Below are 13,430 nucleotides of genomic sequence, written 5' to 3'. Positions count from 1 at the left end.
AATGATGCCGGCCCGTTTTTTTGCCTATTTGTTTGCAGGCCTGACTACTGCTAGGTGACAGTCCGGCCCTTGGGAGTGCGGAAAACTGTCATGACTGAAGCGCAGCCTATCAGGAAAATCGCTATAGTCGGCGGCGGCACAGCCGGTTGGTCGGCCGCCTGTCTGCTTGGTCGTATCTTTGCCCGCAACGGTACCGAGATCACACTGATCGAGTCGTCGGCCATCCCCACCATCGGTGTGGGCGAGGCAACAATCCCCCCGATCTTTGAATTTCTCCAGTTGCTCGAAATCGATCCCGTTGATTTTGTCAAAGAGACCCAGGCCACGTTCAAGCTGGCCATCGAATTCCGCGACTGGCTGAAGGTCGGACACAGCTATTGGCATCCGTTCGGCAATTTCGGCGTTACCATCGATCGTCGGCCCTTTCACCATTACTGGTGGAAAAACGAAGCCGAGGGCCATGATGACACGGTCGCTGATTTCTGCCCGTCGATTGCGCTGGCCGAGCAGAATAAATTCCTCTTCCCGCCCGCTGACGGCCAGTTTCCCGGCGGGGCTCTTTCCTACGCCATGCATTTTGATGCAGGACTCGTCGCCAAATATCTGCGCAAGGTTTCCGAGGGGCTTGGCGTGGTGCGGCTTGATCGCAAAGTGGCGAGCGCGACGCTCAACGATCGCGGCCATATCGACCAGCTGCTTTGCGATGACGGATCGACGGTGTCGGCCGATCTCTACATCGACTGTTCCGGCTTTCGCGGGTTGTTGATCGAACAGAGTCTGAATGCCGGCTATGAGGACTGGACCAACTGGCTGCCCTGCGACCGCGCTGTCGCCGTGCAGAGCGAAGCGGTTGCGCCACGGACGCCCTATACGGTTTCGACCGCCAGAGAGGCGGGCTGGCAATGGCGCATCCCGCTGCAAAACCGGGTCGGGAACGGCTATGTCTATTCCAGTGCTTTCATCAGCGATTCCGATGCGGAGGAACGGCTGCTCGGATCGCTGGACGGAAAGCCACTGGCGGACCCACGGGTGATCGGATTTACCGCTGGCCACCGCAAGAAATTCTGGGACGGCAATTGCGTGTCGATCGGATTATCCGCCGGGTTTCTCGAGCCGCTGGAATCGACCAGCATCCATCTGATCGTGACCGGTCTCAACCGGCTGCTGGACTATTTCCCCGACCGCAATTTTGATCCCTCGCTGCAGGCGGCCTATAATCGGGAGACGCTGACCGAGTATGAGCATATTCGCGACTTTCTGATGCTCCATTATTATCCCAATCAGCGCATCGGTGAGCCCTTCTGGGATCAGGTCCGCGATGCGCTGCTGCCGGAGAGCCTGGCGACGAAGATGGAGATGTTTCGGAAAAACGGCCGGATCATATCGCGCCGGCGCGAACTGTTTCACGATCTCAGCTGGTTTTTTGTCGCACGCGGCATGGGTATGAAGCCCGAAAATTATGACCCGTTGGTAGACATCCCGGATTTTGCGGATGTCCGGGATGTAATGGGGCAGGTGAGCTCTGCCGTGGGTCAACTTGCTACTGCTGCTCCGACGCATGATCAGTTTCTCGAGGCATTGATCACGCCGGGCGACCATCGCCGTCCCGCCTTTCACGCGCCCTCGATATCCGGTTTCGGGCGCTAGGCGGCCTGACCGCTCGCTGGCCGCTCGCTGGTTGGCCGATAGAGGAAAACAGCGACGCAGCAAATTACCGCAGCCAGGATCATTCCCGGCAACACCGCTCCGCCCTTGGCCGTCGCATCTGCGCCCCCGGTCAAGGCCAGACTTAAAGCGATAATCTGCGGCGCTAGGGCTTGGCCGAGCTTGCGGGCAACATTGGACAAGGCATAGACATGGGCCGCGCAGCCGGTTCCGTCAGGCAATGTTTCAAGATCGCGAATGGCGATCGGAACCATGGACCAGAACATGATCGACATACCGCAGGTTGCCGCAATTGCGATGGCCAGAATGACCGTGGCTACTTCCAGGCCATGCGAATAGAATATCGCCAGCATCACCAGGGCGATCAGATGCAACAGGACCGCCCATATCAGGGTGGTCACCAGCCCGATACGAGATGACAGCGCCACCCATAATGGTGCCGTTATCAGTAGCGCGGCGGATGGTAAAAGCGCGGCCCAATATCCCCATTCGGAATTGCCGAGATCGCGGTCGAACAGAAACAGGATCGACTTTGCCGTCACGGTGGTGCTCAATCCGGCAACCACGATTGTCAGTAGCAATCGGCGCAGCGCTTCGTTGCGGCCTATCAATGTGAAATAATGCGAGATTTCCTGTCCCGGAGACAGGGGTGCCGTCGGCGGCGCAGCAACCCGTTCCCTGACGCCAAGCCAGGTAATGATGAAACATGGCTGAGCCAGCACGCCCAGGATCAACGCGCCGATCAGGAACGGCGTGTCGCCTCCGGAAGTCAGTGCATAGATGGTCGCTGCGGTCAGACCGCCCAGCGCAGCTCCCTGCATTCTGAGTCCGGTCAGTTTCAATTGCTCCGATGAATCATCGGTGATCCGCGCGGTCAAAACCGCATAGGGGATGTTCCCGCAGCCATAGGCAAACCGCAATCCGACATGGGTGACGGCGGCATACAGCGCCAGACTATATCCTTCCAGCGGAGGCGATCGAAATGCCAGCCACAAGGCTACGGCAATCAGCGGGCCGCTGAGCAACACCCACAATCGCATCGGATAGCGCTCTGCTTTGCGGTCGGCGACGGCGCCGATGATGGGATCGACCAGCCAGTCGATGACTGCGCCGACGAGAAAAATACCGGCGGCAACCCCGAGCGGCAGGTGCAGAACCTGAATATAGAAAAACAGCAGATACAGCTCTATCGACTGCCAGATCAGGTTGAAGCCGACATCGCCTGCAGCATAGCTCAGACGTTCGCGGCGCTTGATCACGACCGGGCTGCAGGCGGCGCGGTCGATTGCCGGACAATCAGTTCGCAAGCATGGGTTCCCAGCATCTCGAATGGCTTGTCGTCGAGTTTGGCGATGAGTGCGTCGGTCGCATCGCGTGCCATGTCATAAACCGGTTGGTGAACAGTGGTAATGCGGGGCCACACAATCCGGGCGATCGCGCTATCGTCAAATCCGGCAATGGAGACATCATCCGGCACGCTGAGGCCCAGGTCACGCGCGGCCATGATCGCCGCAGCGGCCATGTCGTCATTTTGTGCAAAAATTGCGGTTGGGCGATCGGGGCGATCCAGCAGCTTATGTGCAGCAGCCAGACCGGATTCATAGGTAAAATAACCCTGCTCTATCAGGTCCGTTGAATGGGTAATGCCGGCAGATTTCAAGGCGTCCAGAAATCCGGCGAGCCTGGCACTACTGGAAGGGTGGGTAGGATGGCCCTTGATCACGCCGATGCGTTTATGGCCCAGCCCAAGCAAATAGGCGGTCATCTTCCGCGACGCTTCCACATCGTCGGTGGTCTGGCTGGGACCAGTTTCAAGCGACACGGTCGGGGCAACGCGAGAGAAAGGAAAATTGTGACGGCCCAGCTCGCTGAGGATTTGCGGATGATCGGAGGCGGGAGGAGCCAGGACGACACCGTCGAGCGCGGCGGCCCGCAAGATGCTCATTATCTTTCCTGCCGCTTTATCGACCGATTCTACCGGCAATACCAGCAGACGGTATTTTTCACCATGCAAGCGATCAAGCGCGCCGCGCTGCAATTCCACTACATAGTTGGGGCTGGGATTCTCGTAAATCAGGCCTAACAGGTAAGATCGCCGCCCGACCAGGCCCCGCGCCATTATATTGGGGTGATAATCAAGCTCTTCTGCGGCTTTTAAAACCTTGTCGCGCAGGACTTTCCGGACATGCGGCTCGTCATTGAAAACTCTCGAAACGGTCTTGATCGAAACATCTGCAGCCGTCGCAACATCGACAATCGTAGCCCGCTTTTTCGCATCTGACATTATCCGGATATACTCGTTTTCATGGTAAGAATTTATTCCATCATGCGGCGCTTATAGTCTATTGGTTTCTAGGCTGATTATCGCTGATTTGCAACAGTATCGGCCTTGTTTTACCCTATGAGACAGGTGGGATTGCCGGCCATTTTCAAAGCCCATGCTGGTGCAAGTCGATGAAGCCGAACTTCCCGAGCGTCGCCCGATAGAAAATTGCGGATGCTGGAAACCATAATTCCTGCAAGCAGGCTGTCCGGACCGTGCTAACAGCAAGGGCGCGGTGTGGCGAGGTGTCGCGATCGGGTGATGGAAAATATGCTGTGGAGCTGCGATGTAACGTCTGCGTTGAACAGCTCGAGCGCTGATTTCAAACCACAAACAACTAGTGGTGACCCCTACGGGATTCGAACCCGTATTTCAGCCGTGAAAGGGCCGCGTCCTAACCCTTAGACGAAGGGGCCATACCGTTTGCCGGTCGGCGAGCAACGGCCATTAGGGGTGTGCTCGGCTTTGGTCAACCCTCTTTTCGCCGGAATTTGGGGCCTATTTCCTGACGCTGTCGCAGAGCGCCTGCAGCTTGTTGCTTTCCGCGTCCGGGGCGCTGCTGATCAAGGGGGTGTCATAATAGCCCAGACGATAATGGGGATATAGTCCCGGCGCGTGCTCAACCCCCGCTCAATCGGCCCAGGCAGCATCCTCCAGATGGATTTCCGCCGCCGGCCGGCTGCCCCAGTCATCGATCTTGGCGCGGCCCGCTATCCATAATTTTCGGCCTCGCGGAGCGCTGAGCAATTGCTGGCCGAGATCACTTTCCGCTGCGCGAAAGGCTATTGTTTTGATTGATGCGCCGTCATCACCGCCAACGATCATCCGGACATGGTCGGTTCCGACAATATCGCATTTGATGATTCGCACCGGTCCGGTGGCGATCCGCGGCGCGGGCCAGCCCATGCCATAGGGGCCTGCCCCGTCCATCGCCTCGACCATGGTCGGATTGACACCTTTGGGTGAAAGAACTGCGTCGAGCAGCAAGGCCTTGCCATCCTGCGCCTTGCCGACGCTATCGGCGAGCCGGTCGTTGAGAAATTCCGAGAAGGCGTCGACCTTGTCCGCTGCGATGGTGATGCCCGCGGCCATCGCGTGGCCGCCGCCGGCGATCAGCAAGCCGCTGTCTTTGGCGGCGATGATTGCCGCGCCGAGATCGATGCCGGAAATCGAACGGCCCGATCCTTTGCCGATCCCGTCTTCGTCCAGCGCGATGATGATTGCCGGCCGGTTCAGCTTTTCCTTGATCCGGCCCGCGACAATACCGATCACGCCGGGATGCCAGCCTTTGGCGGAGAGGACCACTACGGCCTGATTCTGCTGTGAAGAACACATGGCGTCCGCTTCTTCCAGCACATGGGCCTCGATCGCGCGGCGTTCCTGATTGAGATGGTCGAGCTCGGCGGCAATGGATTGCGCTTCTTCCGGATCTTGTGTGATCAGCAATCGTACGCCGAGATCGGATTTTCCAACCCGGCCACCGGCATTGATCCGCGGACCGAGAGCAAAGCCGAGGTCCGAGCAGATTGGCGCCCGCTTGAGCCGGCTGGCGTCGATCAGGGCTGACAGGCCTATATTCTGCCGTCCTGCGAGGACCTTGATGCCCTGCGCGACAAAGGCACGGTTCAGGCCGCGCAGCTGGGCGACATCGGCAACGGTACCCAGAGCGACAATATCCAGCAGTTCGAGCAATTTGGGTTCGGGTCGATTCGAAAAATAGCCTTTCTTGCGAAGCGTCCGGACAAGCGCGGCGCCTAGCAGAAAGGCCATGCCCACTGCGGCAAGATGACCGTGTTCCGCGCCCGCATCGCTTTCGTCCAGCCGGTTGGGGTTGACCAGTGCGAGCGCCTTGGGAAGTTCCACCGCACATTTGTGATGGTCCACTACAATCACCTCGACACCGGCCTGATGGGCCATGTCGAGCGCTTCAAAGGCCATGGCCCCGCAATCGACCGTCACCACCAGATTGCTGCCCTGTTCGCCTAGCTTGACTAAGGCCTCGCCCGACGGGCCATAGCCCTCCATCAGCCGGTCGGGTATATAGTAACCCGCTTCCAGCCCGAGGTCCCTCAGCAAGCGAATCAGCAAGGCGGCGCTGGTTGCACCATCGACATCATAGTCGCCGAATATGGTGACCTTCTCCTGATTCTTGATGGCTAGGGCCAGACGATCCGCCGCCTTGTCCATATCCTGAAAAACCGAAGGGTCGGGCATGAAGCCGCGGATCGTCGGATCGCGGTTGACCTCCAGCGTTTCGCGGCTGGCCCCACGGGCGAGCAGGAGTTGGGTGACCAGATCATCGGGCTGGAACCCCGGATCGCGCGCGTCGGCGCTGGTGCTGCGCCAGCGCCAGGTCTGGCCGGACAGGGATTTTTCTACGTTCAATACTGCATTCATGGTCGGCGCTATGCGTGAAAGCTGCAGCGCTGACAATCGGTCTGTTGCTTGCTAGGGGGATGATGATGAAAAAGCTTCTGATCGTTTATTACAGCTATACCGGCGGTACCGCCCAGATGGTCGAGGCTGCCGCCAAGGCCGGGCAGGGCGAGGATGGCACGGATTTGCGCGTCATGCGGGCCGAAGACTGCCAGCCGGAAGACATGCTGTCCGCCGACGGCTATATTTTCGCAACGCCGGAAAATCTGGCAGCGATTGCCGGGGTGATGAAGGCCTTTTTCGATCGCTGTTATTATCCCCTGCTCGGCAAGATCGAGGGCCGGCCCTATGCCGCGATGATTTGCGCCGGATCGGACGGAGGCAATGCGAAGAAACAGGTGGAGCGCATCGCAACTGGCTGGCGGCTCAAGAAAGTGATGGATAGCCTGATCATCTGCACCCATGCGCAGACCGAAGAAGAAATATTGGCCCCGAAAATGATTTCCGAAACCGATCGCCAGCGATGCGCAGAGACCGGTGCCACGTTATCGGCAGGACTGGCCATGGGAGTCTTCTAGACCAGTTCGCGCACACGGTCCTGCAGCACCGGTATCACGTCCGTTTCGAACCATGGGTTGGCCTTGAACCAGCGAATATTGCGCGGGCTGGGGTGAGGCAGGGGCAAGAGATCGGGCCAGAATTCCTGCCAGCGTTTCACGGTTTCCGTGAGGGTTCCGGATTTCCGCTCCCCCAGATGCCAGTTCATGGCATATTGGCCGAGTACCAGCGTCAGCTTTATGTTCGGCAACGCCTGCAACAGCGGCTTGCGCCAGGCCGGAGCGCATTCCGGGCGCGGGGGCATATCGCCACCCTTTCCGGTGCCGGGGAAACAGAAACCCATCGGGATGATGGAAAACAGCCGCGGGTCATAAAATTGCTCTTCGCTCACGCCGAGCCATTCACGTAGCCTTTTGCCGCTGACATCATCGAAGGGACGGCCTTTTTCATGCGTCTTGCTGCCCGGTGCCTGGCTGACCAGCAAAATTTTAGCAGCGCTGTCCGCCTGCAACAGCGGCTTGGGGCCGAGCGGCAGGCCGGTGCAGATCGTGCACGCTCGAATCTCGCCGAGCAGGCTCGCCAGCGGATCGGATGGACGGCGGGTCATTCCTTGCGGCGGCAAATCGCCAGATGATCGGGTTTATCGTCTTTGGCGATCGGGGGCAGGGTGAAGACATGACCGAGATGGGTTGACTGGCGTCCCTCCGGCTTTCTTTCGCCATTGACCACCGCAGCGAAATCCCGACAGGCCGGCGCGCTCTGCAAATAGTTGCTGTGGCCGGTTCTGCCGCGGCTAACAGCGGTGGTATCGATTATGGTCAGAGCCGCCTTGTCGATGACCTCGGTATATTTTGGATGCGCCGCATAGCAGCGTTCGGGAAGATTTCTCGCCTTGAGATCCGCCGCCTTAAAGGGATCGAAACATCTGGGGTAGCCCAAGCGGGGATAGCCGTGGATCCCATCAGACAAGGACAAGGCCCGGTCTTTTATCGAGGCGTAAACCGTGATTCTTCGGTCGTTCCGGACGCGCCGGTCCGAGAGTATCTCTTCGGCAATGTCGCGTTCGAAATCCTGGGTGTCGACATCGGGCGAGACGAGAATGATGTTCGAAATGACGCTCGAATCGCCATTGGAGACGTTGCGATCGACATATTCCACCGATGGCAGAACCAGCCGCGCGCCGAGCGAATGGGAAATGAGGACGATTTCCTTCGTCGTTTCCAGCTGCGCCAATTGCATCAGGAATTTGCGAAAATTGCGTTCGTCCCAATACATATTGGTTTCATCGACCGGATATTTGAACAGGGCGCCCTGCGAGGGCCAGCTATACTGAATGGCGGGACCGGTGAAATTGGCCAGTCGTGCTATCTGGTCTGTATCTCGTGAACTGGTGAAGAATGTTTCGCGATAGCCGTGGACATAGAGCAGCACGCGCCCATCCGCCGCTTTCATGTTGCTGGCAAGATTCGTCCACCATTGTTGCGAATCGGAGAAGGCGAGGGGAATGGCGCGGACAGTCTTGCCCGGTTCCCGCTCGACGTCTCGCGGTCCGGCGAAGCGGCCATAGCGTATTTTGTCTCCGCGATGATTCAGCAGGCTGATATTCTCGGTGAGGCAGTTCGGTAGCCGGCTGGTGACGAAGAATAACGGCTTGTCGTTGCTGTCGACCTGATCGCTCGCCGCCGGATTGCATCGCTCGGGTGCGACATAGGCGGAATGCGGAATTTCTCCATATTCAACCGGTGTCACGCACCCGGCGATCAGCCACGGCAAAGCAAGAATGGTCCATCTGGCCTGTGACGCAACACGCTTTAGCGTCGGAAGGCCTGTGAGGTTCATAGTCAGCTCTGGCGATGTTCGCTCTTCACCCAGCGCACGGTGCCGGAAGAAGCGCGCATGACAACGCTTTCCGTGGTCATCTTGCCGCCGCGCAATTTCTTGACGCCTTCCAGCAGGGAGCCATGGGTAACGCCGGTTGCTGCAAAAATCACATCGCCTTTGGCCAGTTCTTTCAGATCATAGATTTTGTCGAGATCTTCAATGCCCCATTTATAGGCGCGCTGACGTTCGTCATCATTGCGGAACAACAGGCGGCCCTTGAACTGGCCCCCAACGCAGCGCAGTGCGGCTGCCGCGAGCACGCCTTCTGGAGCGCCGCCGCTGCCCATATACATATCGACGGTCGTATCTTCGTCGGTCGTTGCGATTACGCCAGCGACATCGCCGTCCGGGATCAGCATGATTCCGCAGCCGATGCCGCGCAATTCAGCGATGATCTTGTCGTGCCGCGGCCGATCAAGAACGCAGACGATAATTTCGGATGGTTCGACGCCTTTTTCCTTGGCGACAGCGGTCACATTTTCGGTGACCGATTTGTTGAGATCGATAATGTCGGGAGAATAGCCCGGCCCGACGGCCAACTTGTCCATATAGACATCGGGAGCGTTCAGCAGATTGCCCTTTTCCGCGATCGCAAGAACAGCGAGCGCATTGGCGCCTGCCTTGGCCGTGATCGTCGTGCCTTCGAGCGGATCGAGCGCGATATCAATGGCGGGCGAATCGCCCTCGCAGCCGCGTCCGACTTTCTCGCCGATAAACAGCATCGGAGCCTCGTCGCGTTCGCCTTCGCCGATAACCACGGTACCGCATATGTCCAGTTCGTTCAGCGCAGCGCGCATCGCTTCCACGGCAGCAGCGTCGGCTGCTTTCTCGTCGCCGCGGCCGATCAGATTGGCCGCTGAAATGGCTGCCGCTTCGGTAACGCGTACCATTTCCATAACCAGTACGCGGTCCAATATGTCGCTTGCTTGTGGCATATTATCGATTAGTCCTTCTATAAGGTGCAAATTTGGACTCTCGATAGGGGAGCGATATTACAATGTCGAGACAGGTTATTCTTATCCTTTTCCTGATCCCTTCTGCAGCTTACGGTCAAATTGACCTGAATCGAGACCGGACCATCCAGATGATGGAAAATGCGAGGCAAATGGTTGCGGTCGATGCTGATGGCTGCCTTCTCTACCGTTCCAGCGACGAAATTGTCGTTTGCGGCCTTCCCGAGATTGATCGCTTGCAACGGTTGCCGTTTCCCGAATTGGCCGGACCAAATCGAAATGGCGGACCGCAGCGTGGAGAAATTCCAGCGGCTGATTCCTCCCGCGTGGCTTCAGGGAGTTGCGGAGTTTCGCTACAGGATAGCAACTGTTCTATCGAACGGCTAAAATCCGTTGTTGGCAACGGGACGAGCGGCCGTATCCTGGATGGGCTACAAAAGATCGCTGGTATGGAAACGGATGAGGTCCCAACCGAAGATTATCAACAGCAATATCGTGATGGTGTCCTGACCGGAGACTGATCAGTCCTGATCGCTGAGCAAATGCATCACCACCGGAGCGGCCTGCAAACTGGTAGAGCTGGACAGTGCAGCCAGACTCTCTGAAACATTACGCTCACGACTGTCGTGGGTGACCATAGAGATCAGCACGGAACCTTCATCGGTTTTCGCGGTTTGAATCAGGCTTTCGATCGACACATTGGCGTCGCGCATCGCTGCGGTGATTTCCGCCAATACCCCGGGCTTGTCAGCAACGATGAAGCGGACGTAGCTTTTGCCGATCCGGTTGCCGCTCTCGGCGCGTTCGCAGGGTTCCATCTTGCTGGCGGGCGCGGCGAATACCGTGCCGGCATCTCCGCGGGCGATATCGATCAAGTCAGCGACGACTGCAGACGCCGTTGGCCCTTCACCGGCGCCAGCGCCCTGGAACATCAGGCGACCGGAAAAATTGCCTTCGGCGACCACCGCATTGGTGGAGCCTTCGATATGGGCCAGCGGGTGGCTTTCGGGCACCAGATAGGGATTAACCCGCTGGAATAATTTCCCGTCATCGATTCTCGCCATGCCGAGCAGGCGGATGCGATAGCCCAATGCCTTGGCCTGACCGATGTCCGCTGCCATGATGTGGCGAATGCCGTCTATCTCCACGCCGTCGAAGTCGAGCGCTTTGCCGAATGACAGAGCCGCCAATATGGCGAGCTTGTGGGCGGCATCGACACCGTCAATGTCAAAGCTGGGATCAGCCTCGGCATAGCCGATTTCCTGTGCTTCCTTCAGCACATCGTCAAAGGCGTGGCCGTGTTTTTCCATCGCGGTGAGGATATAATTGCAGGTGCCATTTAGAATGCCATAGACGCGCTCGATCCGGTTGGCCGAAGCGCCGTCGCGCAGCCCCTTGATTACCGGGATCCCGCCGGCAACAGCAGCTTCATAACGCAGCGAGAGATTCGCGGTTTCTGCGGCCTTGGCCAGCTCCATGCCGTGATGGGCGATCATCGCCTTGTTGGCGGTGACGAATGACTTGCCAGACGCCAGGCTCTTGCGTGCCAGTTCCAGCGCCGTGCCGTCAGAGCCACCGATCAGTTCGACGACGCAGTCGACATCATTATGCGCCGCGAGATCTTCGGTCTTGTCGCACCATGAGTAGGAGCCCAGATCAATGCCGCGGTCACGATTGCGGTCACGGGCAGAAACGGCGGTGACGACAATAGGCCGACCAGCCCGTTGTGCGATCATCGCGCCATTTTCTTCGATAAGCCGGATAACGCCGGTCCCGACGGTGCCCAGTCCAGCGAGCGCGATGCGTAGCGGAGCAGTCATGGTGATAAGCCTCTTTGCGTTTTGGTGAGATTGTTGGCGCCTTATTAGCGCCGCCTTGGGCGAATACCAGTACTAGTTCTGCGGGTCAGGGCTGACGTGATCTGGGGCAGTTGCCGAGATCGCCCAGCACCATCTGATAATCGCTGCGCGCCTGCTGTGCATTGGCCGGTGAATCGCTGGCCAATGCGCTGGCAGGCAATTGGCGGGGCAGGAAACAGGCCAGGCGGTACCAGAGCAAACTGTTTCTGACGGGCGCGCGCGCCGCCTCGTCGACAATTTCGCCCAGCGAGACGGCCCAGAATTTTTGCTGGCCAGCCCGTTTCAGCACGGTGATCGAAATCGGCGACCCGCTATCCGTTTCCATGAATATCTGGGTTTCGCCCTCGCCAATGATGGTACCGGGCACGTGAAAAGCGCTCGCGATCCGGGAAATAGCAGGCGGTGCATCATAAGCGACCAGTTCGCGAACCAGCGAACGGACGCGCTGTTCGCGGCTTGGTGTCCAGGCGATCTGCGCGTCTTTCGCAACCAGCTGCACATTGTCGCCGCCGCCGGGCGCGCGACGGCCAAATATGATGAATGGCTTTTTCTTTATCTTCGGTGCCCGTCCGCGAGCGTCGAGGGGCAGATCTATTACATAACGAATCGTTTCGCCGACCCCTCCGTCTCCGCGAATCAGAGCGTTGGTCGATGCTATTATATAAAAACGCTGGGTGCCCGCGGGCGCATTTGGCGCGCGTTCAGGGGCAACTTTAATCGCTTTTTTAACCGTTACATGGGCTATAATCGAAGTGTCTGCGCTGAGGTCGGCTATGTCGGCATATTGTAATGTGTCGCCATCCTCGAAAACCTGAGAAAAAGCTGGAACGCCCCCGATTTGAGAGAAAAACAGCGTGAAGGCGAATATCGTTAACAAGCGCATGATTTTCCCTGACTCGGCATTAAAAGGATGGCAGTTTTTAGCCCTTATCTTAGTTCTTTAACAGCTTAATCGACCCTGAACCAACAAAGCGATTGCCTGCGCCGAACTAGCACGTTAAAACAAATTTAAGATGGCTTTCAAGCGAACGAAAAGTTGTCATGGGGAATAATAAGGGTCGCGATGGTTTCCAAGCCTCTCGCTCTTTGTCTGGAACTTCAGCAATGAAGTATACTACCTTGTGATGGGGAAAAAGGAGTTACATTTCTGAATGGCTTATGCTGACCAAGAGATGAGTTCGAACAAGATCATATCGATCGTTCTTGTCGTAATCATTCACCTGTTACTTGGCTATGCGCTGGTCACCGGGCTAGCCTATACCGCCGTCAAGAAGGTTGCATCGCAGCTGGATATGATTGATATTGATGAAGAAGTTCCACCGGAAGAGCCGGAAGAGCTACCGCCGCCACCCGAGCAGCCGATTGAACCACCTCCAGTGGTGACGCCGCCGCCGATCGTGGCGCCCGTGGTTGCTCCCCGGCCGGTGATTCAGGCAGTGCCTGTGGCTCCGCCGCGGCCAGCACCGGTTGTTGCTGCACCTCCGCCATCACCTCCTCCTCCGCCTCCACCGCAGCGTGCCAATCCCGAAGCGCGCGGTAATCCGGGGAACTGGGCCAATGCGAATGACTACCCTTCGCGGGCCCTACGTGAAGAACGTGAAGGGACGACGCGTTTCCGGTTGACGGTAAATGCTGATGGGCGAGTATCCGATTGCCAGATCACAGGTTCTAGCGGCCACAGCGATCTGGACGAGGCTGCCTGCAAAAACCTTACACGACGTGCGCGGTTCAGACCTGCTCTGGACGCAAACGGAAATCCGACGACTGGCTATTACGCCAATGCCGTTCGTTGGCAGATACCCAAGTAATGAAAAT

General features: G+C 57.9%; 12 protein-coding genes and 1 tRNA gene. 4 read left to right on the top strand and 9 right to left on the bottom strand.

Annotated elements, in window-relative coordinates; all coding sequences use genetic code 11:
- Nucleotides 1–90: 90 nt before the first annotated feature.
- Nucleotides 91–1,647, top strand: a complete 1,557-nt coding sequence (locus ACWFTY_RS16385; protein ID WP_447525245.1) for a tryptophan halogenase family protein — start codon at nt 91–93, stop codon at nt 1,645–1,647.
- Here the strand turns inward: ACWFTY_RS16385 and ACWFTY_RS16380 are convergent.
- The 4 genes from ACWFTY_RS16380 to recJ form a co-directional block, all read right to left on the bottom strand.
- Nucleotides 1,644–2,972, bottom strand: coding sequence for an MFS transporter (locus tag ACWFTY_RS16380; RefSeq protein ID WP_447525244.1), 1,329 nt, complete (start codon nt 2,970–2,972; stop codon nt 1,644–1,646). The genes ACWFTY_RS16385 and ACWFTY_RS16380 overlap by 4 nt on opposite strands.
- Nucleotides 2,921–3,949, bottom strand: coding sequence for a LacI family DNA-binding transcriptional regulator (locus ACWFTY_RS16375; RefSeq protein ID WP_447525243.1), 1,029 nt, complete (start codon nt 3,947–3,949; stop codon nt 2,921–2,923). The genes ACWFTY_RS16380 and ACWFTY_RS16375 overlap by 52 nt, the downstream gene beginning before the upstream one ends.
- Before the next feature lie 380 nt (nt 3,950–4,329).
- Nucleotides 4,330–4,404 (bottom strand) — tRNA-Glu (locus ACWFTY_RS16370).
- Nucleotides 4,405–4,618: 214 nt separating this feature from the next.
- The gene (gene recJ / locus ACWFTY_RS16365) at nt 4,619–6,385 is read right to left on the bottom strand and encodes a single-stranded-DNA-specific exonuclease RecJ (RefSeq protein ID WP_447525242.1); all 1,767 of its coding nucleotides are present in this window, start codon (nt 6,383–6,385) and stop codon (nt 4,619–4,621) included.
- Between the two features lie 59 nt (nt 6,386–6,444).
- Between recJ and ACWFTY_RS16360 the strand changes: the two genes are divergently transcribed.
- Nucleotides 6,445–6,942 carry a flavodoxin family protein gene (locus ACWFTY_RS16360; protein WP_447525241.1) on the top strand — a complete coding sequence of 166 codons (498 nt, stop codon included), beginning with the start codon at nt 6,445–6,447 and terminating at the stop codon, nt 6,940–6,942.
- Here ACWFTY_RS16360 and ACWFTY_RS16355 read toward each other — a convergent pair.
- The 3 genes from ACWFTY_RS16355 to glpX are packed head-to-tail and all read right to left on the bottom strand — an operon-like array spanning nt 6,939 to nt 9,738.
- Complete coding sequence (locus ACWFTY_RS16355; RefSeq protein WP_447525240.1) at nt 6,939–7,529, bottom strand: uracil-DNA glycosylase family protein; 591 nt, start codon at nt 7,527–7,529, stop codon at nt 6,939–6,941. The genes ACWFTY_RS16360 and ACWFTY_RS16355 overlap by 4 nt on opposite strands.
- Nucleotides 7,526–8,761 carry an alpha/beta hydrolase gene (locus tag ACWFTY_RS16350; RefSeq protein ID WP_447525239.1) on the bottom strand — a complete coding sequence of 412 codons (1,236 nt, stop codon included), beginning with the start codon at nt 8,759–8,761 and terminating at the stop codon, nt 7,526–7,528. The genes ACWFTY_RS16355 and ACWFTY_RS16350 overlap by 4 nt, the downstream gene beginning before the upstream one ends.
- Nucleotides 8,762–8,763: 2 nt before the next feature.
- On the bottom strand, nt 8,764–9,738 hold the full coding sequence (gene glpX, locus ACWFTY_RS16345; RefSeq protein WP_447525238.1) for a class II fructose-bisphosphatase: 975 nt from the start codon (nt 9,736–9,738) through the stop codon (nt 8,764–8,766).
- Nucleotides 9,739–9,800: 62 nt separating this feature from the next.
- On the opposite strand from glpX, the gene ACWFTY_RS16340 reads away from it, so the two are divergent.
- Nucleotides 9,801–10,277: a hypothetical protein gene (locus ACWFTY_RS16340; RefSeq protein WP_447525237.1), complete on the top strand. Its 477-nt coding sequence runs from the start codon at nt 9,801–9,803 to the stop codon at nt 10,275–10,277.
- Here ACWFTY_RS16340 and ACWFTY_RS16335 read toward each other — a convergent pair whose 3' ends face one another.
- A complete protein-coding gene (locus ACWFTY_RS16335) occupies nt 10,278–11,576 on the bottom strand; it encodes a homoserine dehydrogenase (RefSeq protein ID WP_447525236.1) in 1,299 nt (432 codons plus the stop codon). It abuts the gene before it with no gap.
- An 85-nt stretch (nt 11,577–11,661) separates the two neighbouring features.
- Nucleotides 11,662–12,498 carry a hypothetical protein gene (locus ACWFTY_RS16330; RefSeq protein ID WP_447525235.1) on the bottom strand — a complete coding sequence of 279 codons (837 nt, stop codon included), beginning with the start codon at nt 12,496–12,498 and terminating at the stop codon, nt 11,662–11,664.
- Between the two features lie 268 nt (nt 12,499–12,766).
- Between ACWFTY_RS16330 and ACWFTY_RS16325 the strand changes: the two genes are divergently transcribed.
- Nucleotides 12,767–13,423, top strand: coding sequence for an energy transducer TonB (locus ACWFTY_RS16325; protein WP_447525234.1), 657 nt, complete (start codon nt 12,767–12,769; stop codon nt 13,421–13,423).
- Nucleotides 13,424–13,430: the final 7 nt, after the last annotated feature.

This window comes from Parasphingorhabdus sp. NYA22 (assembly GCF_976973735.1).
The sequence above is the reverse complement of the archived record's forward strand: the minus strand, read 5'-3'. Positions and strand labels throughout refer to the sequence as shown.

What these genes read in the sequence shown, in the direction of transcription:
- ACWFTY_RS16385 (WP_447525245.1), top strand. Translation starts at nt 91, where the DNA reads ATGACTGAAGCGCAGCCTATCAGGAAAATCGCTATAGTCGGCGGCGGC.
- ACWFTY_RS16375 (WP_447525243.1), bottom strand. Translation starts at nt 3,949, where the DNA reads ATGTCAGATGCGAAAAAGCGGGCTACGATTGTCGATGTTGCGACGGCT.
- recJ (WP_447525242.1), bottom strand. Translation starts at nt 6,385, where the DNA reads ATGAATGCAGTATTGAACGTAGAAAAATCCCTGTCCGGCCAGACCTGG.
- ACWFTY_RS16360 (WP_447525241.1), top strand. Translation starts at nt 6,445, where the DNA reads ATGATGATGAAAAAGCTTCTGATCGTTTATTACAGCTATACCGGCGGT.
- ACWFTY_RS16355 (WP_447525240.1), bottom strand. Translation starts at nt 7,529, where the DNA reads ATGACCCGCCGTCCATCCGATCCGCTGGCGAGCCTGCTCGGCGAGATT.
- ACWFTY_RS16350 (WP_447525239.1), bottom strand. Translation starts at nt 8,761, where the DNA reads ATGAACCTCACAGGCCTTCCGACGCTAAAGCGTGTTGCGTCACAGGCC.
- glpX (WP_447525238.1), bottom strand. Translation starts at nt 9,738, where the DNA reads ATGCCACAAGCAAGCGACATATTGGACCGCGTACTGGTTATGGAAATG.
- ACWFTY_RS16340 (WP_447525237.1), top strand. Translation starts at nt 9,801, where the DNA reads ATGTCGAGACAGGTTATTCTTATCCTTTTCCTGATCCCTTCTGCAGCT.
- ACWFTY_RS16335 (WP_447525236.1), bottom strand. Translation starts at nt 11,576, where the DNA reads ATGACTGCTCCGCTACGCATCGCGCTCGCTGGACTGGGCACCGTCGGG.
- ACWFTY_RS16330 (WP_447525235.1), bottom strand. Translation starts at nt 12,498, where the DNA reads ATGCGCTTGTTAACGATATTCGCCTTCACGCTGTTTTTCTCTCAAATC.
- ACWFTY_RS16325 (WP_447525234.1), top strand. Translation starts at nt 12,767, where the DNA reads ATGGCTTATGCTGACCAAGAGATGAGTTCGAACAAGATCATATCGATC.